The organism is Mesorhizobium sp. M1399 (assembly GCF_040317735.1).
Lineage (GTDB): Bacteria > Pseudomonadota > Alphaproteobacteria > Rhizobiales > Rhizobiaceae > Mesorhizobium.
In genome coordinates this window covers 89,263-112,083 of the sequence record NZ_JAMYKZ010000014.1, presented here as the reverse complement: position 1 = coordinate 112,083, position 22,821 = coordinate 89,263, and the positions used below count along the sequence as shown (strand labels likewise).

The window sequence follows — 22,821 nt, the reverse complement described above, 5'->3', positions numbered from 1 at the left end:
AGCCGGCCTGGTCTGAAACCGCGAAAAACAAAAAGCGCCACCCACCGGGCAGCGCTTTTGTTCAGGACAGGAAAACTGTCTTAGTTGGCGGTGCAAAAATGCTGTTCGCCGTCATAGCCAGTGAACGTGCCGGTACGCGCGTTGAAGCTCTGGTAGCGGTCCGAGCAGTATTCGTACCAGCCGCGGGTCCACGGCTCCGCATAGCTTTCGGCATAGGCTACTCGCGGCTGCACGTAATAACGGCGCACCGGGGCAGGCCGGTAGTATTCATCATCATAGGCCGGGTCGTAATAGCGGGGCTGCGGGCTGGCGAGGGCACCGCCGATCAAGGCACCGGCCGCAAGACCAAGGACGCCGGCCGCAACGGCGTCGCCGTGGCCGTGGTGGCGGCGGTGATGGCGCCATTCATCGGCACTGGCCGCAGGCAAGGTCGCAAGCGTGGTCGCAACGACCGCGGCGGACAGGATGGCAGTCTTGAAAATTCCGTTCATGTCGGTCTCCTTCGTGCCGGCCCGGGTCGTTTTCGGGGGGATGCGGTCCGGCTTTAACGAAGATTAATATGCGACCGTGGCTGAACGGGGGCTGAACGAAATTTGACCAAGCGGTTCATTTAACTGGGGTTCAAACATGCGGCAAACACCGCAGGCCAGACCGGCCCACGTCCATTCTGTCCGGGGCTGGTTCAGCCGATCGACAGGTTGACGGCTTTCGGACCCTTGCCGCGCTTGTCCGGCTCGGTGTCGAATGTCACTTTCTGCCCATCCTCAAGACCGGGAAGACCCGACGCCTGCACGGCCGAAATATGGACGAAGACATCCTTTGCCCCGTCGTCCGGCGTGATGAAGCCGAAGCCCTTGGCGTGATTGAAGAATTTGACGGTGCCGGTCTGCGGCATGGGAAGCTCCTTTGATCCCACAAGTCCAGTCTCGGGCCGGCAAATGCCCGGACGGAAATTTGTCCTTTATTTTAGTGCCATCGGCAAGAGAAAGTTTTGCGGGTGCCGGCAAGCATCCCGGAACACAAAAGGCGCGACGAAAACCGCCGCGCCTTTATAAAATTCGAGTTCACACCAAAAGCCTTGCAGCATCCTCACACACCCGAAAGGACGCGCGGCACGCCGCCGTTCAGGCGGCGCGGAGATTGACCGCTTTCGGACCCTTACCCATACGGTCGGGCTCGACATCGAAGGTGACCTTCTGACCGTCGACGAGCGTGCGCAGCCCGGAAGCCTCTATCGCCGAGATGTGGACGAATACATCCTTGGCGCCGCCATCGGGCGTAATGAAGCCGAAGCCTTTGGTAGCGTTGAAGAATTTAACGGTGCCGGTCTGGGCCATTGGGGAAACTCCTTCACCCGTGTCAGTCTTGGTGGTTCCGCCCGCCGCCTGGCGCCGTGGGCAAGTCCCGGTGGTTGCTTCGGCAGTCATGCATTGGCGCATGGTAAAACCCCCCGCCGAAAACGGGGCTGTCAGAGATTCACAGTATCGGGGAAAGGTCGTCCAAAACGTTCCGCTCTCCGGGTCGCAAATGCCCGAACACAAAATTTATCGCACGGAAACGTGATGCTTGCAAGATAGAGCCGCGGGCGGCCCAACAGGCGCATCCCGACGCATCGCACCGATAGAACTGGTTCTCCGCGCGGTCATCGGCCAGACGCAACCCAGGCATGGTCCAGCAAGCTGGGCCGGTGCTGTTTGGCTTTGCGCCGGCATACCGCCTTGGTTTGCATGCGCCAGGCTGCAAACGGGGTTGCATTTGGCAGCAGAATGGCGAGATTGACGAAGATCGGCCCGATGCAGGCGCGATTACGCGGGGGCGGGAGTTTTCGAGGGAGGGAATATTCATGCGGCTTCTTGCGGCAATCTTCTCGCGGCAGGGTTTTTCCATCTTGTTCCTGTCGGCAATTCTTGCGGCCTGCACCGTCGTGGTCGACGAGGGGCCAGGGCCGCGCCCGCCACGGCCGGGGCCGCAATTCTGCACCAAGCAATATGACCCGGTCTGCGCCAGGCGCGGCGGCGACCGCCAGACCTTCGCCAATGCCTGCCTTGCCGAACGGGCCGGATACCGCATCATCCGGGACGGCCAGTGCCGCGACGGCGGTGGCGGCGGTGAGGAGCAGACATTCTGCACGCGCGAGTATGCCCCGGTCTGCGCTCGTCGCCATGGCGAGCTGCGCACATTCCCCAACGAATGCGAGGCCCGCGCGGCGGATTATCGGGTCGTCGATGATGGGCCGTGCTAGCGCACCGGCCTCACTGTTCGTCCAGATAGGCACCATCGGCGGGGCCGACGTAGAGCTCGGCGCCGTCCTCGTTAGAGATGCGCAGGCGATCGGGGATCTGCGGCATCATCAGCGTGTGAAGCAGCGTGGCGGCGCCTTGCAGGGCGGCGCGCAGGTTCGGTGCCTCCAGCGACACTCGATCGAGTGTCGCTTCGTCGGCATCGCGCGAGCGGTAGAACTCGATGACGAAGTTCAAGCACGCCTCCAGGCAGATTGTCGTGCGATCGAACCCTAGCCTTTGGACTTGGGTTTCACAGCGGTCTCCGCCTGCTTGACCGCCGAGCCGAAGGGCGAGGCCGGTTTTGCCGCCACCTTGTCCTTCTTGGGCTTGCGTGTCTCGCGATTGCTGCGCTGTTGACCCTTGGCCATTTTCTGATCCCTTATACGTGTTGCGGATTGCTTTCGGCTCAGTTGGCCGGGTTGTCGACCGGTTCGAGATTGTCTTCCGTGGTGACCCGCTCATAGGTCTCCTGATCGCTGCGAATGCGATATTGCGGCGAGCCGTCCTTGACCGGCAGCCGGCTCTTTATCTGGAACAGCTCCGCGGTCTTTTGGGCAAGGCCGGTGCGGCTCTTCATGCGAACAGTCTGGCCGACGGTGAAGATATGCGAGGGCGTGTCCGTGCGCCGCGCACTCTGCTGGAAGCGGATCATGTGGCATTCTCCTGGTCGTGCCGAAGCGCTGCTTCGAGTTCGGCGTGGTCGACGGCGACAAGCCGGCCGGTCGGGCTTTTCACCGTCCTTGCCGGCAGATGGATGAAGGTGGCGACGCGGCGCCAGGCAAGCCACGACATGCCGTCGATCAGTTCCTCGTCGTGGTCGATGTCATAGTCGCCGGCCGGCTGCATGCCATCCAGGCCGCCAAGCACGAAAGGTGCCGCGAAATGCGCGATGGAATGAGTGGTGCGGGCAGACATTCTCGTGCCTTGAAGTTTCTTTCCGGCCTGGCTCCGGAAGCGGAGCCTGCATTGCGGTACCAGGTGTCGGCGATTTGGATCAGTTTGGCGGGCCGAGAACCCTGACGCCGCGAGGGCCCAAGCATGACCCAAAAACGGTTTCATACCATTAGTCCGAAAATGCGGCTTATTCAAGAAGATTCCGGCCTCTTACCCCTACCAACGCAAAATTACTTTTCTATAGTTATTTGCAGAACGATGATACGATCCCGGTGCACCTCAAAAATTGTTTGAAGAACTTCCGGAAAAATTCCTCCGGCATTTGTATTTATTTAGGTATGAAAGGAAGAGAGTCATGAATTCCGCAAGAACACCGGATGTCCCGACAGTTGCAGTCAATCCCGTCGCAAAGCCGATAAAGGTTATGTCGCCACGCCTCACGATAAGAAGCGACGAGGCGGCAAGGCGAAGGCTTGCCGATACCGACGGCACGGTGCGGCGGGCGCGCCAGCTTGCCGAAAGCAACCGCCTGATTTGACGCGCAGCCATGACACTCAATTTTCCCAATCCCAGCCGCTCCTACGACGCGGCGGCCAAGCGCATTCGTTTCGTCGGCCATGACGGCATGTTCGAAGTCCCGTTCTTCGTCGAGGTTGCGGCACTTTCGGCGGCAAACCCGGCCGCAAGCGGAGCCGAGGCCGAATTTCTCAGTGCCTTCGACGCCAAGCGTTCGTCGATCCACGATATTGCGCGCGAAGCCTACTCGCATGGCCGCAGGAACATGTATGTGCTGACGCCGGCCGACTTCCGCTAGTTTGGGGTTTGCTCCATAGTGCCCGTCGTCTGCTCTTGCACGCGCCGCAGCGATGGCCTAGATCGCGGCAGGCGGACAACACGGCAGGTTTCCCATCAACAGAAATCCGAGACAACCGGCAGGCGCACGTTACGGCTCAGGCGGGCAGCCGCCGCTGGGGCTCGACCAGTACGTGCAGCAGGCGCTGCAGCTGCACCAGGCGGGGCGCCGGCAGGAGGCCGAGGCGCTTTACCGTCAGGTGCTGGCGCAAAAGGCTAACCACTCGGCCGCCGCGCATTTCCTCGGGCTTCTGCTGCACCAGACCGGGCGCAGCGCCGAGGGGCTGGCGCTGATCGAACAATCGGTTCGGCTGCAGCCGAACAATCCGGATTTCCTCAACAATCTCGGCACCGTGCTGCGCGACCTCGGGCGGGTCGCGGCCGCAGCCGATCTCTTCCGCAAGGTGGTGGCAACCAGGCCGGACCAACTGGCGGCGCGCGACAATCTCGGCTCGTCGCTGAAGCAGCTCGGCCAATTCGAAGGCGCCGAGGATATTTATCGCGGTACGATCGGTCGCAACCCGTTCCATGTCCGCGCCCGTGTCGGGCTTGCCGAGACGCTGCAGGAAGCGGGCCGGCTGGATGAGGCATTAGCTGTTTTTCGCGAGGCGCTGACGATCCGGCCGAAGGATGCCGATCTTTTGCATGGCCTGGGTGTCGGGCTGATGGAAAAGGGCAGTCTCGACGAGGCTGCGGATCTTTTCAGGCAGGCGCTGGCGGTGGATCCCGGCATGGCAAGGGCCTGGCTAATGCTCACCCAGGTCAAGCGCCAGAAGGAGCGCGACGCCGAGCTTGCCCGGATGGAGGCGGAGCACGCCAAGGCGCCGCAAGGCAGCCTGCCGCGCATGCAGCTTTCCTTCGGCCTCGGCAAGGCCAATGACGACCTCAGGGATTATGGTCGCGCCTTCGACTATTTCGCCGAAGGCAACGCGATCCGCCGCCAGGGCATCGACTACGACGCCGACAAGACGCGCGGCGAGTTCGAGGCGATGAAGGCGGTGTTCGACAAGGCGTTTTTTGAAAAGCACAGGCCGAGCGGGATTACCGACGACACGCCGATCTTCATTGTCGGCATGCCTCGTTCCGGTACCACGCTGGTCGAGCAGATCATCGCCAGCCACCCGCAAGTCTATGGCGCTGGCGAGCTCAGCATATTGAAGACGGCGGTCGGCAAGCAGTTTCCGCTCAGCATGAAGGGCGGCTTTCCCCGGGGCATCGCCGACATGTCCGATAAGGCCTATGCCGAGGCCGGCCAGGCCTATCTCGATATGCTGCACGCCCGCTATCCCGGGTTCCGGCACGTCACCGATAAGATGCCCGGCAATTTCCTGTTGGTCGGTTTCATCCATATGATGCTGCCGAAGGCCACGATCATCCATTGTGCGCGCGATGCGGCGGCGACCTGCCTGTCGATCTACAAGGTGCACTTCCGCGGCGACAGCCACCGCTACGGCTACGATCTCGGCGAACTCGCCGATTTCCACAATCTCTACACCGACATCATGGCGCACTGGCACGCCGTGCTGCCTGATGTCGTGCACGACGTTCGCTACGAGGATTTCGTCGCCGACCAGGAAGGCCAGTCGCGAGCACTGATCGCCCATCTCGGCCTGCCATGGGATGACGCCGTGCTGTCGTTTCACCGGACCGACCGGCCGGTGCGCACGGCGTCCGCCGCGCAAGTGCGGCAGCCGATGTATCAGGGCTCGGTCGATCTGTGGAAGCGCTATGGCGACCGGCTGAAGCCGCTGCTCGACAGGCTGGCTTAGAGCGCCGCTGGGCCTTAAAAGCGCGTCGCGCTCGATCGGCCTCATGCGACGCGCTTTAGATCCTTGTTTTTATGCATGTCGTTATCGCAAAACCGCTGCGCGACATGCATCAAAGCTCCATAAACGGCTGAAAGCCGCCGAAGATCATGCGCTTGCCGTCGAACGGCATCGTCGACCAGTCCGACTTGATGCGTGGGTCGGCCATCACCTTGGCCATCACCGCGTCGCGGCTCTGCCGCGATTCATAGACGACCCACGAGAAGATGACGACCTCGTCGTCCTTGGCCTGCACGGCGCGCGGGAACGAGGTGATCTCGCCATAGGGCACGTCGTCGCCGACGCATTCGACATAGGCAAGCGCCCCGTGCTCCTTCCAGACGGCGCCGGCGGTTTCCGCCAGCTTCTTGTAGGCATCGAGCTTTGCCTTCGGCACGGCAAGTACGAAACCATCGACATAAGACATCTGATTTCCTCCATGCGATTGTTTTCCGCCCTCTTGAGCGGTGATTTCCGGTACATACCTGTGTGGGGATCCTAAGCCGCTTTCACCGGCGCGTTCATTGCCCATTCGACGCCGAACGGATCACGCATATTGCCCCAGCGGTCGCCCCAGAACATCACCTGCAACGGCACGACTTCCTCGCAGCCAGCCTCGATGGCCCGCTTCCACCAGGCGTCGATGTCGTCGCTGCCGAGATGGAGCTGCATGGTGTAGCCCTGAGGCTTCACAACGGCCATTCCATGCTCGGGATAGAAGTCGGAAAGCATCAGCGTCGAACCGTTGATGTGGAGATGGATATGCATGGTACGGCCCTGTTCGTCCGGCGGATAGGCAAAGACCTGCTCGGCACCGAAGGCTTTTTGGTAAAATTCGGAGGCTTTGAAAGCGCCGTCCAGCTGAAGGTAGGGCGTCAATCCGCCAAGCACCTTGGCGGCGGGCTGGGTCTGCGGCTGGTCATTCATGTCATGCTCCTCTTTGCGTCTGATTTGCCTTTGCGAACCACAGGACGAACGGAACGGCGACGATCCTACACGGCCGATGGTTTTTTGGATTCGAAATGGCGCCTGCCGCAACGGCCAACTGCCACCTTTCAACCTTCGATGCGAATCCGCGGGCTGTTTTGCGCGTCGACGACGATTTCCGGCCAGCCGATATCTTTGCGCAACTCGATCGGCAATGAAAGGATGGCGCGTTCGCTGCGATAACGGGCGCGAGCCGCCGAGTAACGCGTCACGGCGTGACCTATGGATGACAGAATAGACATGATGCTTTCTCCTCGATTGGCGCCGGCATCACCGTGTCGGCAACCCAAGGACGTGGCATGCGATCATCATCCGACAGAGCGCCGGAATTTTTTTCCACAATTTTTCAACCGTCGGCCTCGGCAACCTCCCGGAAGAAAGCTTCCGGGTCGTCGACCTCGGTCAGCCGCCGTTTCTCGATCAGCCAGAAGCGGTTGCCAACCGCGCGGATGAAGGAGCGGTCGTGCGAGGCAAGCAGGCAGCTTGCTTGATGTTCCAGCAATTCCGCTTCCAGTGCCTCCTGGCCGTCGATGTCGAGGTGGTTGGTCGGCTCGTCGAGTAAATAGAAGTTGGGATTGGCGAGCCTGAGCGCCAGCATCATCAGCCTCGCCTTCTGTCCGCCCGACAGCACGCTGATCCTGCGCTCCTGCATGTCGATGCTGACGCCGGCGCCCGCGAGCAGCGAGCGGGCGCGCTGCTCGCCAACGTCGAATCCGCGCGAGAGCATCGCCAGCGGCGTGTCGTCGCCGCCGATGCCCGACAATGCCTGGTCGCTATAGCCGAGCACGGTCGACGGCGTCACCTTCAGGCTTTGCGCCGCCGTTTCCGGCTCGACGATGGCGTTCCGGATCAGGCCGATCAGCCGTGATTTGCCGACGCCGTTACGGCCGAGCAGGACGATGCGGTCGCCTTGGCAGATGTGGCGCTTGCCGGTGCTGAACAGAACCGTGCCGTCAGGCGTTCCGACCACCAAATCGTCGAGCGTGATCAGCACTTTGGCATGGCTGCCGCGATTGGTGAGCTTGATCGTGCCCGCCAATCTTTCGCGGTGTGCCGGCGCCGCCGCTTCTTCCAGGCGCTCTGCCCGCTGGTTGAGCTGCTTGGTCTTGACCGTCAAAAGGTCGCTGCCGGAATTGATGCCGATATTGTTGAGTTTGGCCGCTTGCCGGCGCAGCTGCTGCGCCACTTTCATGTCGCGCTGGAATTTGCGCTCGGTCGAAGCGTCGACCTCGTCCAGCGCAAGCCTCGCCCGCGAATAGGGCAGCGAAAAGACCGGCGACTGTTCGGGGCGCAGGAACAGCGTGCGGTTGGTCGTCGCGTCGAGGAACGCCCTGTCGTGGCTGGCGATCACCACGGGCACCTCACGCGGCAGCGCGTTCAGCCAGGTCTCGAGCTGGCTGATCTTGCCGAGGTCGAGATGGTTGGTCGGCTCGTCGAGAAGCAGGACGTCGGGATCGGTGACCCAGACGCGGGCGATCAGCGCCAGCCTTTGCCAGCCGCCGCTCAATGCCCGCATCGGCCGCTCGCGCATCGGCTCGGGTACGTCGAGCGAATCGAGGACCACATCGACGCGCCACAGCTCGCTTTCGGCGTGCTCGGCTGGCAAGGCGTCGGCCACCACCTCATGAAAGCTGCGCCCGGCCAGCGCTGCGGGAATGACCTGCTCGACATAGCCGACGCGCAGGCCGCGCGTGCGGGTGATGTCGCCTGATGTCGGCTCCATCTCGCCGGCCACGCACTTCAGCAAGGTAGATTTGCCGCGGCCGTTGGCGGCGACGATGCCGAGCCGGTCGCCGGTGCCGATGGTGAGGTCGAGATTGGAGAAGAGGGGCGCACTCATGGTGACGCCGAGGGACTTGAGGCTGATCAGGGCCATGTCGATTACTCTGGTCTGTCCGGACTGAATTCCGGTTCAATGCACTTGACGGTGCGCAGGCTGGCCATCAGGCTCGGCGTTGCAGCACCACGAAGGGCGGACCAAAAAAATCGAAGCGGGAGAACCCGGACCGTCTCTGGTCAGCCCTGCAAGCAAGCTCGCAGGGCAGGGACAGGGCCGCGCTGACGGTGGTGGTCGAAAGTCACGCAGCCCTCCTTTCAAGACGTTTGAGTGTGGCAAATGGCTATACCAGGGAAGGGGCCGATGGCAAGTGGCTGCCGATCAGGGGGTACACCCTAATGAGATCTCAAATTGTCTGCATGGCATCGGTCCAACTATCGTTTTTTCGCTGCTTCATCGTCCCTTTCGGTTTTGGCTTATGTCTTTGCTCTAGGTGTAAAATGTTTTACCTTGACTATTTTTTAGTTTTTATCTATTTTTGGCTTAGCAGAAAAGGAAGGATTAAAATTGTGAATGAGAAGATGGCTAGAGAGGCAGCGGTTCGTCTCTTGGAAGAAAAGGGTAATAGGGTAACTGATATATCGAAAGGTCAGGGGGTGCCGAAGTTTTCTCGGATTCTGATGCAGAAAGATACCAGCACGCTGAGCTGCGTGATCAAGACGTCAACCGGAGGCCGCATCTCGTTTACGCGCGACACGGACGGAAGCTACAAGGTTCTGCGCGACGCTGAATACGTGATCCACGTCCGGCCAGCTGTTAACGATCCCACGATGGTCCGAGTTACCATGTTCGACCGCAAAACGGTCGTTCAGGCTTTTGATGCCAACCATGTAGCCTTGGTTGAACACAAGATGGAGCACATACCCTCATGGGTGAATCCTGACGAAGAAAAGGGATGGCGGCTGACTGGATCGGGTTTTGGGAGGAACGCCTTGTGGTCTGAGACCGTGCCTCTTGCTCCAGCGGCAGTCGACAATACCGCTTCAGCAACGCAGGCCAACGTAGCTGATCAACCTTTGAAATTGACCATTGCGCAGGCGAAGCAGGGGCTTGCGGAAAACTTTGGGGTTGCTCCTGACAAGATCGAGATTATCGTGAGGGGATGAAAAGAAGCCTCCTCCGCAAATAGCAATCCCAATAAAGAGCATCGTAGCTGTCCCATGACAAACGATACGCACCAGCCTGACTTACTTGGAGGAGGTATTTTTACCGTTCCCGAAACGGCAGAACTTGTGGAGGCGTCGCAAACATCTGTTCGCATTTGGGTTGGTGGGAAGAAGGGACGCCAGCAGCCCGTCATTGATAACCAGCTTGGGCTGGTCAACGGAAAAGTGGCCGTCAGTTTCACAAATCTTATGGAGCTTCGCTTCGTGGCACGCTTCGCCAAGGCTGGCGTGCGGCTAAACGAAATTCGATCCATCATGCAAGAGGCAAAAGATACCCTAGCCCACCCGCATCCATTCGCTGCGGGAATAGTGTTTCGAACCGACGGGCGCCGCGTGGTCGCGGAGATAGCGCGGAAGCGCGGTATAGAGCTGGTATACGAGGATCTGAAAACAAAAAACTATGAGATGCCTATAATCGTCATGCCTTCCTTGAAGGAGGATGTTGTGTTCGATCCACAAGGCAACATGGTCGCTTGGTATCCGCGAAAGGAGATCGCCCCCAACGTCATCGTGCACCCACGCTTCTCGTTCGGCAGGCCGGTTCTTCAAGACAGTCATATTCCGACTGAGACGTTGGCTGATGCAGTGAGGGCTGAAGGCAGCGTCCGTGCCGTGGCGGATCAGTTCGAGATATCAGAAAGGCATGTCAGGGAGGCCATACGCTTCCAGGCTGACCTGCGGCAGGCAGCTTGAAGGTCGCCTTTGACGAAAATATGCCAGCCGCAATGGTGCGGGTCTTTCAGCTTTTCCACAAAGAGCGCAGCCTAAAACATATAGTGCAAGGCGTCGTGATCGAGAGCGCTAAGGATTACACGCCTAGGCTAGGTGACGGAGACTATCAGCCGAAAAATGATGTGCCTTGGGTGAAGCGTTACGCAGCCTCTGGCGGGACGGTGATCGTATCTGGCGATACCAAAATGGCCACTGTTCCTCACGAAAGGCTCGCCTTAGTTCAAGAGGGTATGATCGTAATCTTCTTTGCTCCGAAGTGGGGTCAATGGCCGTTCTGTCGCAAGGCCGCATTGCTGTTGCATTGGTGGCCAACCATCTTGAAGCACTCGAAAAAAGCCAAGCCAGGGTTCTTCGCCGTGCCCTGCGCTTGGCCAGATGACGGTAAGGGCAAGCTTCGCACAATTTCGACAGGCGAAGCAAAGTTGGTTAAAATACAGCGACAGAGGGCTGAGACCGCCACTAAGAGACAAGCGCGGAAAATGAAGCGCGAAGCTGAAAGCCAGGGAAGGTTGTTCGATGAGAGCCAAGGATAGGCACGAACGCAATCGGCCTTGATGGTGACATAGGCGTAAGCGTTCCTGGACAAACCATCTCGGCCGCGGTGATGGGGGAAGAGACGGAGCTAGCGGCTCAGTCGGAGAGCCTTACCGCCCCGGCCTGCCGGTCTTGCCGGGCCGGCGCTTTTCGCGGCGGGCATCGGCCGGATCTTCGTAGGAGCCGATGCCGGCGCGCTGGCGGACGATTGGCTTCGCGGAATCGTCGCGATCCTTCGCGCCCCCCTCTGCCCTGCCGGGCATCTCCCCCACTTGGGGGGAGATCGGCTGTGGCTTGGCCGGCACTTTTCCCTCGACCGGCTTTTCCGTGCGCCGCACCGTCATCTCGTCGAGCGAGTTCTTCTTGAACAGCGGTTTGGCCGGTTCGCCGGGAATGCCGAAATCGGAGCCGTGCGCCTCCTGCGCCGACTGCTTCTTGAACAGCGAACGGGACACTGCGCCTGACGGCGTCGTCATGTCGGTGCCAGGCCCCATATCGTCCAGCGACGGCTTGGCAAACAGCGGCTTCTTCACCGGTACGGCGCCGTCGGCGCCCATTTCGTCAAGCGCCGGTTTGCGGAAGAGGTTGGGCCGGGCCGCCTCTTCGGCGGCACGTGCCTCGTCGAGTTTGCGGAAACGCTCCTGTTCCTCTGATGTACGATGTTTGGCCACGCCCTTGTTGTGCTTGCCCTTTTCGCGGCCCGAGACCGGGCTTTCCATGTCGGCATATTTGGCCAAAGGATCGTCGGAGATGGACAGTTCCATCTCGCGCAGCCGCTTGATCTCGTCGCGGATGCGGGCCGCCTTCTCGAAATCGAGGTTGGCGGCGGCGTCGCGCATCTGCTTGTCCAGCGCGTCGAGATGGGCTTTCAGATTATTGCCCATCATGGCGCCGGCGCTGTCGGTGAACTGCGAAATGTCGGCGCGGACATGGTCCTTCTCGTAGACCGAGTCCAGAATGTCGGAGATGCGCGATTTGACCGATTCCGGGGTGATGCCGTTGGCCTGGTTCCATTCCATCTGCTTTTCGCGACGGCGATTGGTCTCGGCCATCGCCCGCTCCATCGAGCCGGTGACCTGATCGGCGTAGAGGATGACCTTGCCGTCGACGTTTCTGGCGGCGCGGCCGATGGTCTGGATCAGCGATGTCTCGGAGCGCAGGAACCCTTCCTTGTCGGCATCGAGAATGGCGACGAAGCCGCATTCGGGAATGTCGAGGCCTTCGCGCAGCAGGTTGATGCCGACCAGCACGTCGAAGGCGCCGAGGCGCAGGTCGCGCAGGATCTCGATGCGCTCCAGCGTATCGATATCGGAGTGCATGTAGCGGACGCGAATGCCCTGCTCGTGCAGATACTCGGTCAGGTCCTCGGCCATACGTTTGGTCAGCACGGTGACCAGCGTGCGGTAGCCGGCCTTGGTGGTCTCGCGGATTTCGCCCACCACATCGTCGACCTGCGTCTTGGCTGGGCGCACCTCGACCGGCGGGTCGATCAGGCCGGTCGGGCGGATGACCTGCTCGGCGAAAACACCGCCGGACTGCTCCATCTCCCAGCCGCCGGGTGTTGCCGAAACCGCGACGGACAGCGGGCGCATGGCGTCCCACTCCTCGAAGCGCAGCGGCCGGTTGTCCATGCAGGACGGCAGGCGGAACCCGTACTCGGCCAGCGTCGCCTTGCGGCGAAAGTCGCCGCGATACATGCCGCCGATCTGCGGTACGGTGACGTGGCTTTCGTCGACAAAGACCAACGCATTGTCGGGGATGTATTCGAACAAGGTCGGCGGCGGATCGCCCGGCTGGCGGCCGGTCAGATAGCGCGAGTAATTCTCGATGCCGGCGCAGGAGCCGGTCGCCTCAAGCATCTCCAGGTCGAAGCGGGTGCGCTGCTCCAGCCGCTGCGCCTCCAGCAACCGACCGGCCCGTTCGAGTTCGACCAGCCTATGCTTGAGTTCTTCCTTGATCGACTTGATGGCCTGGTTCAAGGTCGGGCGCGGCGTCACATAGTGCGAATTGGCGTAGATCTTGACGCTCTTCAGCTCGCCGGTCTTTTGGCCCGTCAGCGGATCGAATTCGGTGATCGCCTCGATCTCGTCGCCGAACAACGAGATGCGCCAGGCACGGTCCTCGAGGTGAGCCGGGAAGATCTCGATCGTGTCGCCGCGCACCCGGAACGAGCCGCGGACGAAGTTTATGTCCTGGCGCTTGTATTGCTGGGCGACGAGGTCGGCGAGCAACGCGCGCTGGTCTAGGCGGTCGCCGATCTGCATCTGGAACGTCATCGCCGTATAGGTCTCGACCGAGCCGATACCGTAGATGCAGGAGACCGAGGCGACGATGATGACGTCGTCACGCTCGAGCAGCGAGCGCGTCGCCGAGTGGCGCATGCGATCGATCTGCTCGTTGATCGAGGATTCCTTCTCGATGTAGGTGTCGGTCCGGGGCACATAGGCCTCAGGCTGGTAATAGTCGTAGTAGCTGACAAAATACTCGACGGCGTTTTCCGGGAAGAATTTCTTGAACTCGGAATAGAGCTGCGCGGCAAGCGTCTTGTTGGGCGCCAGGATCAGAGCGGGGCGTTGCGTCTCCTCGATCACCTTAGCCATGGTGAAGGTCTTGCCCGAGCCGGTGACGCCGAGCAGCACCTGGGTGCGGTCGTTGCTGTTGACACCCTCGACCAGATCCTTGATCGCCGTCGGCTGGTCGCCGGCCGGCTCGAAATCCGAGACCATCTTGATGGCGATGCCGCCTTCGGATTTTTCCGGCCGGGCAGGGCGGTGCGGCGTCCACAGCACGCCGTCCTTGTGCAGCGGATTGCCGGATTCGATCAGCGCCGACAACGCCGCGACGGTGGCGGTGACGCCGCCCGAAGCCATGGTCTCGGCCTCTTCCAGTGAGACATCGAGGCCGGCGACAGGATTGAGACCGGCCGCGGTGCGCTCCCGCGCCGAAGCCGCGCCGCCCATCGAGGTGCCGCGTGCCGTACGGCCGGGGGAAGACGAGCGCTCGGGGATCTTTTTCGCCGACTTCGCTAATTTGCCGCCGACTTTGCCGGAAACGCGCCCTTCCTTCTCGGCTTCCTGCTCGATCTGCTCGGCCCAGTCGGCGATCGAGCCGGTTAGCGGCGCGCCGGTGAGCTCGGCCTGCGGCGCTTCGGCAAAGCCGTGCAGTGGCTCCGAGGCATCGAGGAAATCGGTCAGCGGACTGCGCCGCTTGGGCGGCGATGCGCGATCGTCATTCGCCGGCGGCGGCGTTTTCTTGTCGGAGAGTCTGGCCATGGCCCGAATATGGGAGGTATCGGCCAAAATGGAAAGAGCGGAGTGCCAAGGGGCGCGAGGCACAATCCAGCTGCTGACAGAAGGGTGTCAGGAGCACCGTCCAAGTTTCCCGCTCAATTAAACCAAAGCGCAAATGTCAGAAACCCGGCGCCGCCGAATTGGCGCTGGATCTGGTTGAACTCCTCGCTGGTGAGAATCTTGCCGCGTTCGAGATAGGGCGCGATGGCCGGGCCGGTGATCGACAGCACCAGGTCGAAGGGCTTCGGCTCGTCGAAGAAGCGCTTCATGTTGATGCCTTTGTCGGCGATGCGGAAATGCGGCAGCAAGGTGCGGCCTTCCAGAAGATCCTCGGCCATGGCCAGCGCGGCGAGCCAGGCCTGCACCTGCTGCTCGCCGACGTCGAGGCCGGTGAGCGGGCTGGCGCCTTTTTGCTGCGGCCCGGGCAGCCATTCACGGTCATTGTCGGTTTCGGCGCGGATGGCTTTCCAGTCCTCGCGCGACAGCCGGATCATTTCCATGAGATGGCGGCGCGCCGCTTGCCGGCGCTCCGGCTCGACCACTTGCCAGTTGACGAGATGGACCAGGGAGATGAAGTCGGCGAGCCGCCATTCGGACGACAGGATGCCGCCATTCATGCCACCGTCCGGCGGCACGAGCGTGTCCTGCAGCGGCAGTTTTGCGCGCGGGAACAGCATGTGGAAGGAGCCGTCGAAGGTGTTGCTGAAGTCATGCGCCAGCCAGAAATCGGCCTGCGCCATCAGGAACTCGGCATAGCCCTGCAACCAGTAACCGTCGGCGCGGTCGAAGCGGAAGGTGAGGGCGGGTGCGGCCGCGTCTGGCGCACCGCCGCCGCGTGACAGGGACGCCATGATCGCGGCGGCACTTTCGTCCGGCGCGATCTGGCCGTCCTCGTTGAGATCGATGCCGAGACGGGTCAGGTCGATGACCATGCCGATATCCGCGTCGGCGGGTACCGAGCCCAGCGTGGCTGCGGATTTCTCCAACCGGTCGCGGAAGGCGACGAGAATGGCGCGGAATTGTTCGTAGGTCAGCGGCTCGGGATCGGCATTGTCCGGCACCGGCAGCCGCATCAGCGGCAGCATGAACGATTGCGGGCTTTCGAAACCGTGGCGGTACAGACCGCCGGCCAGGATCTCCAGCGCGGTGAAGAATTCACCGGCGCCGGTGGCATAGGCCGATGCAGGATCGCCGGGCGCGGCGGCTTCCAGCGCGGCTAGCGCGCTGTCGCGCTCGGCCACGGTTTTTGCCTCGAACAGGGCCGCCGGTTCGGGAGCTGCGGTGCTGGCCGCGGACAGCGGCAGGAGAAGAACGATGGCGCATGCCACCAGCCTGGAAAAACGCGTCATCGTGATCGCCCCTTCGTCGCTCCGCAGTGGATCATACACGCATTTGGTTCGCGCGCCTGTAGCCCTGTGGTTCACCGATAACAGTCGAAGCTTCAATCAATCCGGCGGACGGTCTACACAGAGCAAACGATTGGGCGTCGCGTGTCGAATTATCCGCTTTCCTACAAACTGTCCTGGCTTCCCCGTTTCCTCCGGCCTTCGCTCGGCGGCGCGGCTCGCGGCTTCGCTCCGATGGCGGCAACCCTGCTCGAACCGGCGCCGGTGCGGACGGTACGGCTGGCTTTCGTCGGCGACATCTCGGCGGTGGCCAATCGCAGCGCGCCGGAATGCGATCCGGCGATCGCGGCGCTGCTCGCCTCGGCCGATCTGGTAGTCGGCAATTGCGAAAGCCCGGTGGTGGAACGGCCGAGCGCTGTTTGGGGCACAAGGCTTGGCACGCACCATGCGATGAGCGAGCGGTTTCTTGCTGAGGCGCTGGCCGCCGCCGGCATTTCGCCGGAAAGACTGGTGCTGTCGCTGGCCAACAACCATGTGCTCGACCAGGGCATTGCCGGCTTCGACGAGACCGTTGCCGCGCTGGCGCGGCTCGGCATCCGCACGATCGGTGCTGGGGCTCCAGTCGAGCGGTTTGCAGTCGGGGAACTGACCATCGGCCTTGCCGCCTTTACCTTGTGGCGCAATGCCGACGCGGTCCAGTTCGCGGGCCGTGTCTCGATGGCAAGCGATCCGGGACAATGGCCACGCGATACAGTTGAGAGTGTCGACCTCCTCTGCGCGGTACCGCATTGGGATTGGGAGTTCCGGCATTTTCCACGTGCGAAGACGCGGGCACTGGCGCGGCTTCTGGCCGAACATGGCGTCGGCCTGGTCGCCGGACATCATGCCCATGTCGTGCAGCCGATCGAGCGGCTCGGCAAGACGCTCGTCGCCTATGGGCTCGGCGATTTCTTCGGCACCGCCTTCGCGCGCCAGCCATGGCCGAGCCGTATCGGCGCCATTCTCGTCGTCGACATCAGCGCCGATCCCGGCACGCGCGGGGCCATCGCCGCCTACCGGCTGCATGCCTTCATGCGGCTGCGCACCGGCGATCATGAGCGGCTGGTGCCGGTTGAAGCGCTGGCGGGAAAATCGAGGCAAAGGGTTCTGGCCCGCCTTGATGCGATCTTCGCCGCGCGCTGACGGCTGCGCTGACGCGGTCCACAAAACCGGCTATCATGCGCTACGCGGGCAGGCTTGTGGCGGCGGGTGGGCGATGGAAACAGCGGATTTCATGCCGAGCGAAGCGGTGATCGCCGGCATCAGGAAGAACATCGAGGCCTACGAGGCCGAAAGAGCTTCGGCCCATCGCCAGACGCGCTGGCGGGTGCCGATGTTCATCGGACTGCTGCTGGTGTTCGTGGCGCTTGTGGCCTGGCTTTTCAACGGGGTTGCCGACCCGAACGAGCAGTGGTTCTCGACCCCGCATGTGTTCCTCTATATCGGCGGCTTCCTGGCGGCGATCCTGCTCTATTTCCAGGCGATCAAGCCGGCGGGCAAATTGCAGCAGTCGTTCCGCAGCACGCTGCTGCCGATCGTCTTCGGCTTCATCGAGGACATGCGGTACCGGCACAATATCAAGCCGAATTCGTTCGACCGGCTGCCGCGCGAGACGGTTGGCCCGTTCAACCGGCAGTCTTTCGACGATGTTTTTTCCGGCCGCTATGAAGGGTTTCCGTTCGAGCTTTACGAAGCAGATCTCCGGGAAGGGACGGGCAAGAGCACGACGGCAGTGTTCAAGGGCGTCATCGTCGCCTTCGAGACGATCGTGCCGTTCCCCGGCACATTGGTCGCCGCGCGCCGGACCAACAAGGTCGTCGGCTTCTTCCGCGGCATCTTCGGCAGCAAGATGCAGGAATTGTCCAGCGGCGTGCCGGAGCTCGATGCCGCCTACGAGTTCCGCACCGACAATATCGAGGCGGCGCGGCCGCTGGTGACCGGCCGGCTGGCGCAGGCGCTGCAATGGCTCGGCGAAACCCGGCCGAACGATCCGGCACGCGTTGCGCTCAGCGGCAGTGACGGTTTCCTGCTGCTGCCGCAGGAAAGGAATTTCTTCGAGCTGCCGGATATCTCCACGCGTCTCGACTACACCAAACACGTCGCGCCGATGATCGCCGACATGGGCGCGATCCTGGCGACCGCGGCACTGGTACGAAAGATCGGCGTGAAGGATGTAGAAGCCGGTTGAACTGGAATTCAGCCGTCAACAATCGAAGCCATAGTTCTGGCGATAATAGTCGGCGTCATCCTTCGACATCTTTTTGAAGAGAACGCAGACAGTGAAACTTCCCACCCGGCGGCCGTTCTTCATATAGCCCCAGTCGGAAATATCGTCCCGGCTGAATTCGATCTCCTGGCCTGCCACGACGTTGTGAACGGTCTGCGGCTCGTTGTCCAAGGTTCCCGCAAATCCGGCCGCCGTACGGTGGAAGGGAATGACCCAGAAATGTTCAGTGGCGTCCCCATCCCTGACCATGACTTTCAATTGGAAGTCGGCCGTTCCGGATGGCGGCGCGTCGGCCAATGCCAGGAAGTCGTCGAGACCGGCACGCGCCTGCTCGATAGCGGCCGCCATCTCCGGATCGTCGCCAGCTACGCTGACGACCTTGTCGTCGCCTTGACCAGGAGTCTGCGCGCCGGCTGATGATGCCGGAGCAAACGCGAGCAACATGGCAAGTGCGGTACGGGCTGCAAGCTTCATGGTGAGACTGCTTTCGACATTTCCGCCAGACAAACCGGATCATCATTCGCCGAACGTCTGATTGGCAACTGGTTTTTGTCTCCATCCGGCGCTATTCCTGGGACAGTGGGGTGGGGCTATGATCGAGGAACGCAAGGGGTTTCGCCTGTCGCGGCGGTTGCTGCTGGGTGCGGCGGTGGTCGGCGGCGCGATGGTCTGGGGCGGCACGACCGTGGCGCGGCTGGCGCGCGGCCCGTCGGCGCAGAAGAATTCCGGCCGCATTGCCGACATTGACGGCATCGACCTGGCGCTGAAGCCGCTGGAGAACGCGCCAGCCTACGATCCGGCGCTGCCATGGCTGACCAAGGGCGGCGACATCAACGATGCCAGCGGCCTGTCGATGACGCCGGTCTACGGCGTTATCGAAGTCAGCGAGGAAGACCACATTGCGAGCGCGTTGGCCTTTGCCCGCACCAATGGCCTGAAGGTCTCGGTCGCGGCGGTGCGCCATTCGATGGGCGGCCACGCTTTCGACGATAATGCGCTGGTCCTCGACATGCGCAAATTCAACAAGGTCAGCGTCGATGCGGCGGCGAAGACGATGACCTTGCAGCCGGGCGCGCGCTGGCACGACATCCAGGACCTTTTGCACCCGCGCTTCGCGGTGAAGGCGATGCAGTCGACCGACATCTTTTCGGTCGGCGGCTCGCTGTCGGTCAATGCGCATGGCATGGACCATCAGGCCGGCTCGGTCGCCGGCTCGATCCGTTCGATGCGGGTGATGCTGGCCGACGGCTCGGTGACGACCTGCTCACCGGCCGAAAACACCGAGCTGTTCCGCCACGTCGTCGGCGGCTACGGCCTGTTCGGCGTGGTGCTGGAGGCGACACTCGACATCGTCGACAACGCCGTCTACCGCACCTCGCGCGAGATCATCAAATCGGACGATTTCCCGACGTTCTTCGCCGAGGCGCTGGAGCCAAACAGGGCGATTGGTCTGTTTTATGGGCATCTGTCGACTGCGCCGGGCAATTTCCTCGAGGATATGATCGTCTATCGCTATGACAAGGTCGCCGACCAGCCGCCGGCCGACCAGCCGGCAATCGGTGAACCGGGCTCGGTTGGGCTCAAGCGGGTGATCATCAACCTGGCGAAATGGGGCAGCCTGTTCCAGGAGCTGAAATGGTTCACCGAAAAGACGCTGGAGCCGCAATTCGAGAGCTGCACGGTGGCGCGGACGACGGCAATGGCCGAGGGCGAGGCCTGCCTGGTCACGCGCAACAACCCGATGCACGATTCAGTGCCCTATCTGTTCAACGACCTGCTCGACGAGACCGACATACTGCACGAATATTTCATCCCGCGGGCGGCCTATAACCCGTTCATCGCGGAAGCGCGCGAGATCCTGCGCAACCAGAGCCTGCCGGTGCTCAACGCGTCGGTACGCATCGTCCACAAGGAGGATGTGGCGCTGAATTATGCGCCGGAGCCGGCCTATTCGCTGGTGCTCTACATCAATCAGCCGACCGACGCCGACGGCAATGCCAGGATGCGGGCACTGACAAGGGCGCTAATCGACGTGACGATCAAGCATGGCGGGCGTTTTTTCCTGCCCTACCAACTCCACTACACGGGCAAGGAGCTGCTTGCCTCCTATCCGGAACTGCCGTCCTTCCTGGCGAAGAAGCGGCAATACGATCCGGGGGAGCTGTTTTCCTCGACTTTTTACCGCGCCATCAAGGCACTGATCGGCACGGCCTGAAGTGCCGGTTACAGACCGTCAGGCAGCTTCGCCGCCAGCCAGTTCGCCGAGCGCCTGGCGATGCCGATCGTTGCCGATGCGGCGCGGCCGAGATCGGTCTTGACCACGGCGTACCCGGTCTTCGTGCGGTAGAGCAGGGCGCTGCCGCCATCGACCGCCGCTTCGTAGGCGACCGGCCGGACGGCTTCTGTTTCCGTCGCCGTCGCCTGCGTTCCGACCGCTGCACTGGGCCGATGGCTCAGTTCTGCTGGCAGCGGGTCTGTCGCGGCCGTGCTGGCCGTCGTCAATTCGGGCTCCGAAGTGGTCGCCGCGAGCTGCGATGACGAAGACGAGTTCTGTGTCCGGCAGATGCCCGAGACCAGCGGATAATCGAAATTGCGCTCGCGCAGCATCTGGCTTTTCATTGCCGCTTCGCATTCAGCGATGGTCGACCACTTGGCGGGCGTCTCGCCGATATATTCGCAAAGCCTGGCGTCGCAGTCGCAGCCGACGATGGTCATGGCGACAAGGGCGGTCTTGATCACGGTCTTGTCCCTCCGAATTGCCCGGCGCATGTGCGCAAGATCAAAGTGCTACGGCATCATCAATCGTTGCGGAACAAGGCGGGATTTGGCCGCGATTGTGGAATGAGCGTGGCGGAGCGTCACGCAGCGTCTTGCCGAGGCCGGCTGTGACTGAAAGGCCTCAGTAATCGTAGACGTGTTCGAGCCTGGCGCCTGCCGTCATCAGCGCCGGCAGCACGATGTGCAGCTTGCGCACGGCGACGGTCAGGCCGGTGCGGCGCGTCGAAGGTTCCGCCGGAAGCGGGTAGCTGAACAAGGTGCGTGCGCCTTGGGGAACATTGATCTCGTCATTGGAAAGCACGGTGACCATGATCTCGTCATTGCCGCCGATCTCGACGAAGGAGACGCCCTTGCCGATCAGGCGCGGGATCATGTCGGTGAACACCTGATAGCGCCTGGTGACGAAGACCGTGCCGTCGGCGCCGAGATCGCGCTCCAGCAAGGTGTCGGGCTCGTTGCGGGTCACCTCGCTGACCGGACCCTTGGCCCAGACGTGGATGTCGAGCAAGGCCGGGTCGGTGGTGGCGGCGAGCGCCGACTTGATCAGATCGGCGTAACCCTGCTTGATGGTGTAGGCGAGGCCGAAGGCGAGCTTGCGTTCGCTGGTGCGGACGGCGCTGTCGTCCGCTGCCGGCTGGACGGCAAACAGGCCGGCACGCTTTTCGGCATAGGGAAACTGGTACCACGGCACCTGGTCGAGAAAACCAGCATAGTCGGCCGCTACCTTGGCCTGGTAGATGTCGACGGCGGTGCGCTTGCCGGCCGTCGCTTCGGTAATGCGGCCGACCGTATTTTCATAGGCCCACTGGATTGCGTGCTCGATCGTGTGGCTGGTGCCGATGATCACCAGCATCTGGTGGTTGTTGAGGTTGAACTTGTAGGCGGAGCTGGCGCGGACGACCATCGCATAGTCCTGCCAGAAGCGGCCGATATAGGAGAGATAGGGAAAACCACTCGGCTGGTTCTTGTCGATGAAGCCGGCATATTCGCGGGCGGCGTAGACGATGGCCCATTCCGGATAGGTGAGAAAGGTCGATTCCTCCGGCCGCTGGTAGCCGGGGATCTCGGCACGGACCTTGTCGGCCAGCGCCTTTGGCGGGGCACCCTCGGCGATCCCCGGCAATGGTGTTGTGTCCAGCGACGGCGTCGTGAGAAAGCCGTAGGCCAGCCCGGCGATCGGGATCAACACGACAATGACGACGAGCCAGAGGATCGCCTTGATGATGCGCTTCAGCCAGCGGAACAGGAACATGGCCGCTCAGGCCGTGGCGAAATGGTCGTACACGCGTTTCGACAGCCAGAACCCGACATAGACGGCGAAGCCGCCGATGACGATGTGCGGCAGGTTGGCGAAGAAGCGGGCCGGGAATTCGATGTCGTTCAAGGAGCGGAAGCCGTTGATGAAAATGCCGCCATCGAGGCAGCCGGAACCGGTGACCAGGCCGAGCACGCCGTCGAACAGATAGACCGATCCGAACAGCTTGAAATAGAACACCGCCTGGCGGTGCGAGATGAAGGCGGCGGCCAGCGCCCAGACGCCGGAGAAGGCGTGCAGCAAATCGTCATACCATTGCAGCGAGAACAGGCCGAACAGATTGCCGCCGGCATCGTTGAAGGCCGGCACATAGCCGATGGCAACAACACCGAAGAACAGGAAAGCATAGGCAACAGCAAGCTTCTGGATGAGCGTCATGAAGTATCCCCCTGCCGTCAGCCTTCTCAAACGGCCCCGACGGCTAATGGATAGTAGCTGATTTTGGCGCAGGGTGAAGCGTCGCCGGCAAAATCGTCAGGCGGAGCCACAAAGACAGTCGGCGCCGGGATTTCTCCCAGCGCCTCCCTGTCAGATCAGGACACGGTCGTGGCAGCAACTCCCGAAAGATGTCGCGCCATGCCGGCCTTGATTTTGACGGTCCTGCCAGTCGCCACCCGAGGGCAGCGTCCGTTCCGGACCACGCCGGTGTCTACTCTTGCGAGCTTTGCCCAGCGCGCCATCGAAGGTTTTTGCCGTCCTTCATGGCAGCATCGGTCCGCCGTTGGCGTTCGCACGCT

General features: G+C 62.0%; 27 protein-coding genes. 10 read left to right on the top strand and 17 right to left on the bottom strand.

The window, feature by feature from the left end; translation table 11 throughout:
* Positions 1 to 80: 80 nt before the first annotated feature.
* From NKH05_RS24145 to NKH05_RS24135, 3 genes are all read right to left on the bottom strand, one after another.
* The gene (locus NKH05_RS24145) at positions 81 to 491 is read right to left on the bottom strand and encodes a BA14K family protein (protein WP_023719178.1); all 411 of its coding nucleotides are present in this window, start codon (positions 489 to 491) and stop codon (positions 81 to 83) included.
* 191 nt (positions 492 to 682) lie between these two features.
* Positions 683 to 895: a cold-shock protein gene (locus NKH05_RS24140; protein ID WP_006202521.1), complete on the bottom strand. Its 213-nt coding sequence runs from the start codon at positions 893 to 895 to the stop codon at positions 683 to 685.
* 229 nt (positions 896 to 1,124) lie between these two features.
* A complete protein-coding gene (locus NKH05_RS24135) occupies positions 1,125 to 1,337 on the bottom strand; it encodes a cold-shock protein (protein ID WP_006202520.1) in 213 nt (70 codons plus the stop codon).
* 506 nt (positions 1,338 to 1,843) lie between these two features.
* Here NKH05_RS24135 and NKH05_RS24130 point away from each other — a divergent pair.
* Positions 1,844 to 2,242 carry a Kazal-type serine protease inhibitor domain-containing protein gene (locus NKH05_RS24130; protein ID WP_023719177.1) on the top strand — a complete coding sequence of 133 codons (399 nt, stop codon included), beginning with the start codon at positions 1,844 to 1,846 and terminating at the stop codon, positions 2,240 to 2,242.
* A gap of 10 nt (positions 2,243 to 2,252) precedes the next feature.
* Here NKH05_RS24130 and NKH05_RS24125 read toward each other — a convergent pair whose 3' ends face one another.
* From NKH05_RS24125 to NKH05_RS24110, 4 genes are read right to left on the bottom strand one after another with little or no spacing between them, the layout of a single operon-like run.
* Positions 2,253 to 2,477 carry a hypothetical protein gene (locus tag NKH05_RS24125; protein ID WP_023719176.1) on the bottom strand — a complete coding sequence of 75 codons (225 nt, stop codon included), beginning with the start codon at positions 2,475 to 2,477 and terminating at the stop codon, positions 2,253 to 2,255.
* 35 nt (positions 2,478 to 2,512) lie between these two features.
* The gene (locus NKH05_RS24120) at positions 2,513 to 2,650 is read right to left on the bottom strand and encodes a hypothetical protein (RefSeq protein ID WP_023719175.1); all 138 of its coding nucleotides are present in this window, start codon (positions 2,648 to 2,650) and stop codon (positions 2,513 to 2,515) included.
* A 38-nt stretch (positions 2,651 to 2,688) separates the two neighbouring features.
* Entirely contained in the window at positions 2,689 to 2,934 is a 246-nt protein-coding gene (locus tag NKH05_RS24115) for a hypothetical protein (protein ID WP_023719174.1), read from the bottom strand.
* Complete coding sequence (locus tag NKH05_RS24110) at positions 2,931 to 3,197, bottom strand: hypothetical protein (RefSeq protein WP_023719173.1); 267 nt, start codon at positions 3,195 to 3,197, stop codon at positions 2,931 to 2,933. The genes NKH05_RS24115 and NKH05_RS24110 overlap by 4 nt, the downstream gene beginning before the upstream one ends.
* Before the next feature lie 334 nt (positions 3,198 to 3,531).
* On the opposite strand from NKH05_RS24110, the gene NKH05_RS24105 reads away from it, so the two are divergent.
* The 3 genes from NKH05_RS24105 (at position 3,532) to NKH05_RS24095 (ending at position 5,797) form a co-directional block, all read left to right on the top strand.
* Positions 3,532 to 3,714 carry a hypothetical protein gene (locus tag NKH05_RS24105; protein ID WP_023719172.1) on the top strand — a complete coding sequence of 61 codons (183 nt, stop codon included), beginning with the start codon at positions 3,532 to 3,534 and terminating at the stop codon, positions 3,712 to 3,714.
* Between the two features lie 9 nt (positions 3,715 to 3,723).
* Positions 3,724 to 3,990 (top strand): DUF1488 family protein, encoded by a 267-nt coding sequence (locus NKH05_RS24100; RefSeq protein ID WP_023719171.1) that lies wholly within the window; start codon positions 3,724 to 3,726, stop codon positions 3,988 to 3,990.
* Positions 3,991 to 4,162: 172 nt separating this feature from the next.
* The gene (locus NKH05_RS24095; RefSeq protein ID WP_352496094.1) at positions 4,163 to 5,797 is read left to right on the top strand and encodes a tetratricopeptide repeat-containing sulfotransferase family protein; all 1,635 of its coding nucleotides are present in this window, start codon (positions 4,163 to 4,165) and stop codon (positions 5,795 to 5,797) included.
* Between the two features lie 109 nt (positions 5,798 to 5,906).
* Here the strand turns inward: NKH05_RS24095 and NKH05_RS24090 are convergent, their stop codons facing one another.
* The 4 genes from NKH05_RS24090 to NKH05_RS24075 all read right to left on the bottom strand — a co-directional run bounded on the left by NKH05_RS24090 (position 5,907) and on the right by NKH05_RS24075 (position 8,696).
* Positions 5,907 to 6,260, bottom strand: a complete 354-nt coding sequence (locus NKH05_RS24090) for a DUF1428 domain-containing protein (RefSeq protein WP_023719169.1) — start codon at positions 6,258 to 6,260, stop codon at positions 5,907 to 5,909.
* A 71-nt stretch (positions 6,261 to 6,331) separates the two neighbouring features.
* Complete coding sequence (locus tag NKH05_RS24085) at positions 6,332 to 6,760, bottom strand: VOC family protein (protein WP_352856832.1); 429 nt, start codon at positions 6,758 to 6,760, stop codon at positions 6,332 to 6,334.
* 128 nt (positions 6,761 to 6,888) lie between these two features.
* Positions 6,889 to 7,062 carry a hypothetical protein gene (locus tag NKH05_RS24080; RefSeq protein ID WP_023719167.1) on the bottom strand — a complete coding sequence of 58 codons (174 nt, stop codon included), beginning with the start codon at positions 7,060 to 7,062 and terminating at the stop codon, positions 6,889 to 6,891.
* Between the two features lie 104 nt (positions 7,063 to 7,166).
* Positions 7,167 to 8,696 (bottom strand): ABC-F family ATP-binding cassette domain-containing protein, encoded by a 1,530-nt coding sequence (locus tag NKH05_RS24075; protein WP_353026258.1) that lies wholly within the window; start codon positions 8,694 to 8,696, stop codon positions 7,167 to 7,169.
* A 401-nt stretch (positions 8,697 to 9,097) separates the two neighbouring features.
* Here NKH05_RS24075 and NKH05_RS24070 point away from each other — a divergent pair, with 401 nt between their 5' ends.
* Genes NKH05_RS24070 through NKH05_RS24060 form a run of 3 tightly spaced genes read left to right on the top strand, consistent with a single transcriptional unit; the run spans position 9,098 to position 11,088 of the window.
* Positions 9,098 to 9,763, top strand: a complete 666-nt coding sequence (locus NKH05_RS24070) for a hypothetical protein (protein ID WP_353026257.1) — start codon at positions 9,098 to 9,100, stop codon at positions 9,761 to 9,763.
* Positions 9,764 to 9,817: 54 nt separating this feature from the next.
* Positions 9,818 to 10,516 (top strand): DUF433 domain-containing protein, encoded by a 699-nt coding sequence (locus NKH05_RS24065; RefSeq protein WP_353026255.1) that lies wholly within the window; start codon positions 9,818 to 9,820, stop codon positions 10,514 to 10,516.
* The gene (locus NKH05_RS24060; protein ID WP_353021906.1) at positions 10,513 to 11,088 is read left to right on the top strand and encodes a PIN-like domain-containing protein; all 576 of its coding nucleotides are present in this window, start codon (positions 10,513 to 10,515) and stop codon (positions 11,086 to 11,088) included. Before NKH05_RS24065 ends, NKH05_RS24060 begins: the two co-directional genes overlap by 4 nt.
* Positions 11,089 to 11,199: 111 nt before the next feature.
* Here NKH05_RS24060 and uvrB read toward each other — a convergent pair whose 3' ends face one another.
* Together uvrB and NKH05_RS24050 are read right to left on the bottom strand one after the other, a co-directional pair.
* Entirely contained in the window at positions 11,200 to 14,361 is a 3,162-nt protein-coding gene (gene uvrB / locus NKH05_RS24055) for an excinuclease ABC subunit UvrB (RefSeq protein WP_353026254.1), read from the bottom strand.
* Between the two features lie 113 nt (positions 14,362 to 14,474).
* A complete protein-coding gene (locus NKH05_RS24050; RefSeq protein WP_353026252.1) occupies positions 14,475 to 15,728 on the bottom strand; it encodes a hypothetical protein in 1,254 nt (417 codons plus the stop codon).
* Between the two features lie 141 nt (positions 15,729 to 15,869).
* On the opposite strand from NKH05_RS24050, the gene NKH05_RS24045 reads away from it, so the two are divergent.
* Positions 15,870 to 16,907, top strand: a complete 1,038-nt coding sequence (locus NKH05_RS24045; protein ID WP_352483101.1) for a CapA family protein — start codon at positions 15,870 to 15,872, stop codon at positions 16,905 to 16,907.
* Positions 16,908 to 16,980: 73 nt separating this feature from the next.
* A complete protein-coding gene (locus tag NKH05_RS24040) occupies positions 16,981 to 17,952 on the top strand; it encodes a hypothetical protein (RefSeq protein WP_352640800.1) in 972 nt (323 codons plus the stop codon).
* Between the two features lie 15 nt (positions 17,953 to 17,967).
* On the opposite strand, the gene NKH05_RS24035 is transcribed toward NKH05_RS24040, so the two are convergent.
* The gene (locus NKH05_RS24035) at positions 17,968 to 18,465 is read right to left on the bottom strand and encodes a YegJ family protein (RefSeq protein WP_023719161.1); all 498 of its coding nucleotides are present in this window, start codon (positions 18,463 to 18,465) and stop codon (positions 17,968 to 17,970) included.
* Positions 18,466 to 18,583: 118 nt separating this feature from the next.
* On the opposite strand from NKH05_RS24035, the gene NKH05_RS24030 reads away from it, so the two are divergent.
* Entirely contained in the window at positions 18,584 to 20,206 is a 1,623-nt protein-coding gene (locus NKH05_RS24030) for an FAD-binding oxidoreductase (RefSeq protein ID WP_352640802.1), read from the top strand.
* An 8-nt stretch (positions 20,207 to 20,214) separates the two neighbouring features.
* On the opposite strand, the gene NKH05_RS24025 is transcribed toward NKH05_RS24030, so the two are convergent.
* The 3 genes from NKH05_RS24025 to NKH05_RS24015 form a co-directional block, all read right to left on the bottom strand.
* The gene (locus NKH05_RS24025; protein WP_352910536.1) at positions 20,215 to 20,730 is read right to left on the bottom strand and encodes a hypothetical protein; all 516 of its coding nucleotides are present in this window, start codon (positions 20,728 to 20,730) and stop codon (positions 20,215 to 20,217) included.
* A 160-nt stretch (positions 20,731 to 20,890) separates the two neighbouring features.
* Entirely contained in the window at positions 20,891 to 22,021 is a 1,131-nt protein-coding gene (locus NKH05_RS24020; RefSeq protein WP_352640806.1) for a hypothetical protein, read from the bottom strand.
* A 6-nt stretch (positions 22,022 to 22,027) separates the two neighbouring features.
* On the bottom strand, positions 22,028 to 22,462 hold the full coding sequence (locus NKH05_RS24015; protein ID WP_023719157.1) for a DUF4383 domain-containing protein: 435 nt from the start codon (positions 22,460 to 22,462) through the stop codon (positions 22,028 to 22,030).
* Positions 22,463 to 22,821: the final 359 nt, after the last annotated feature.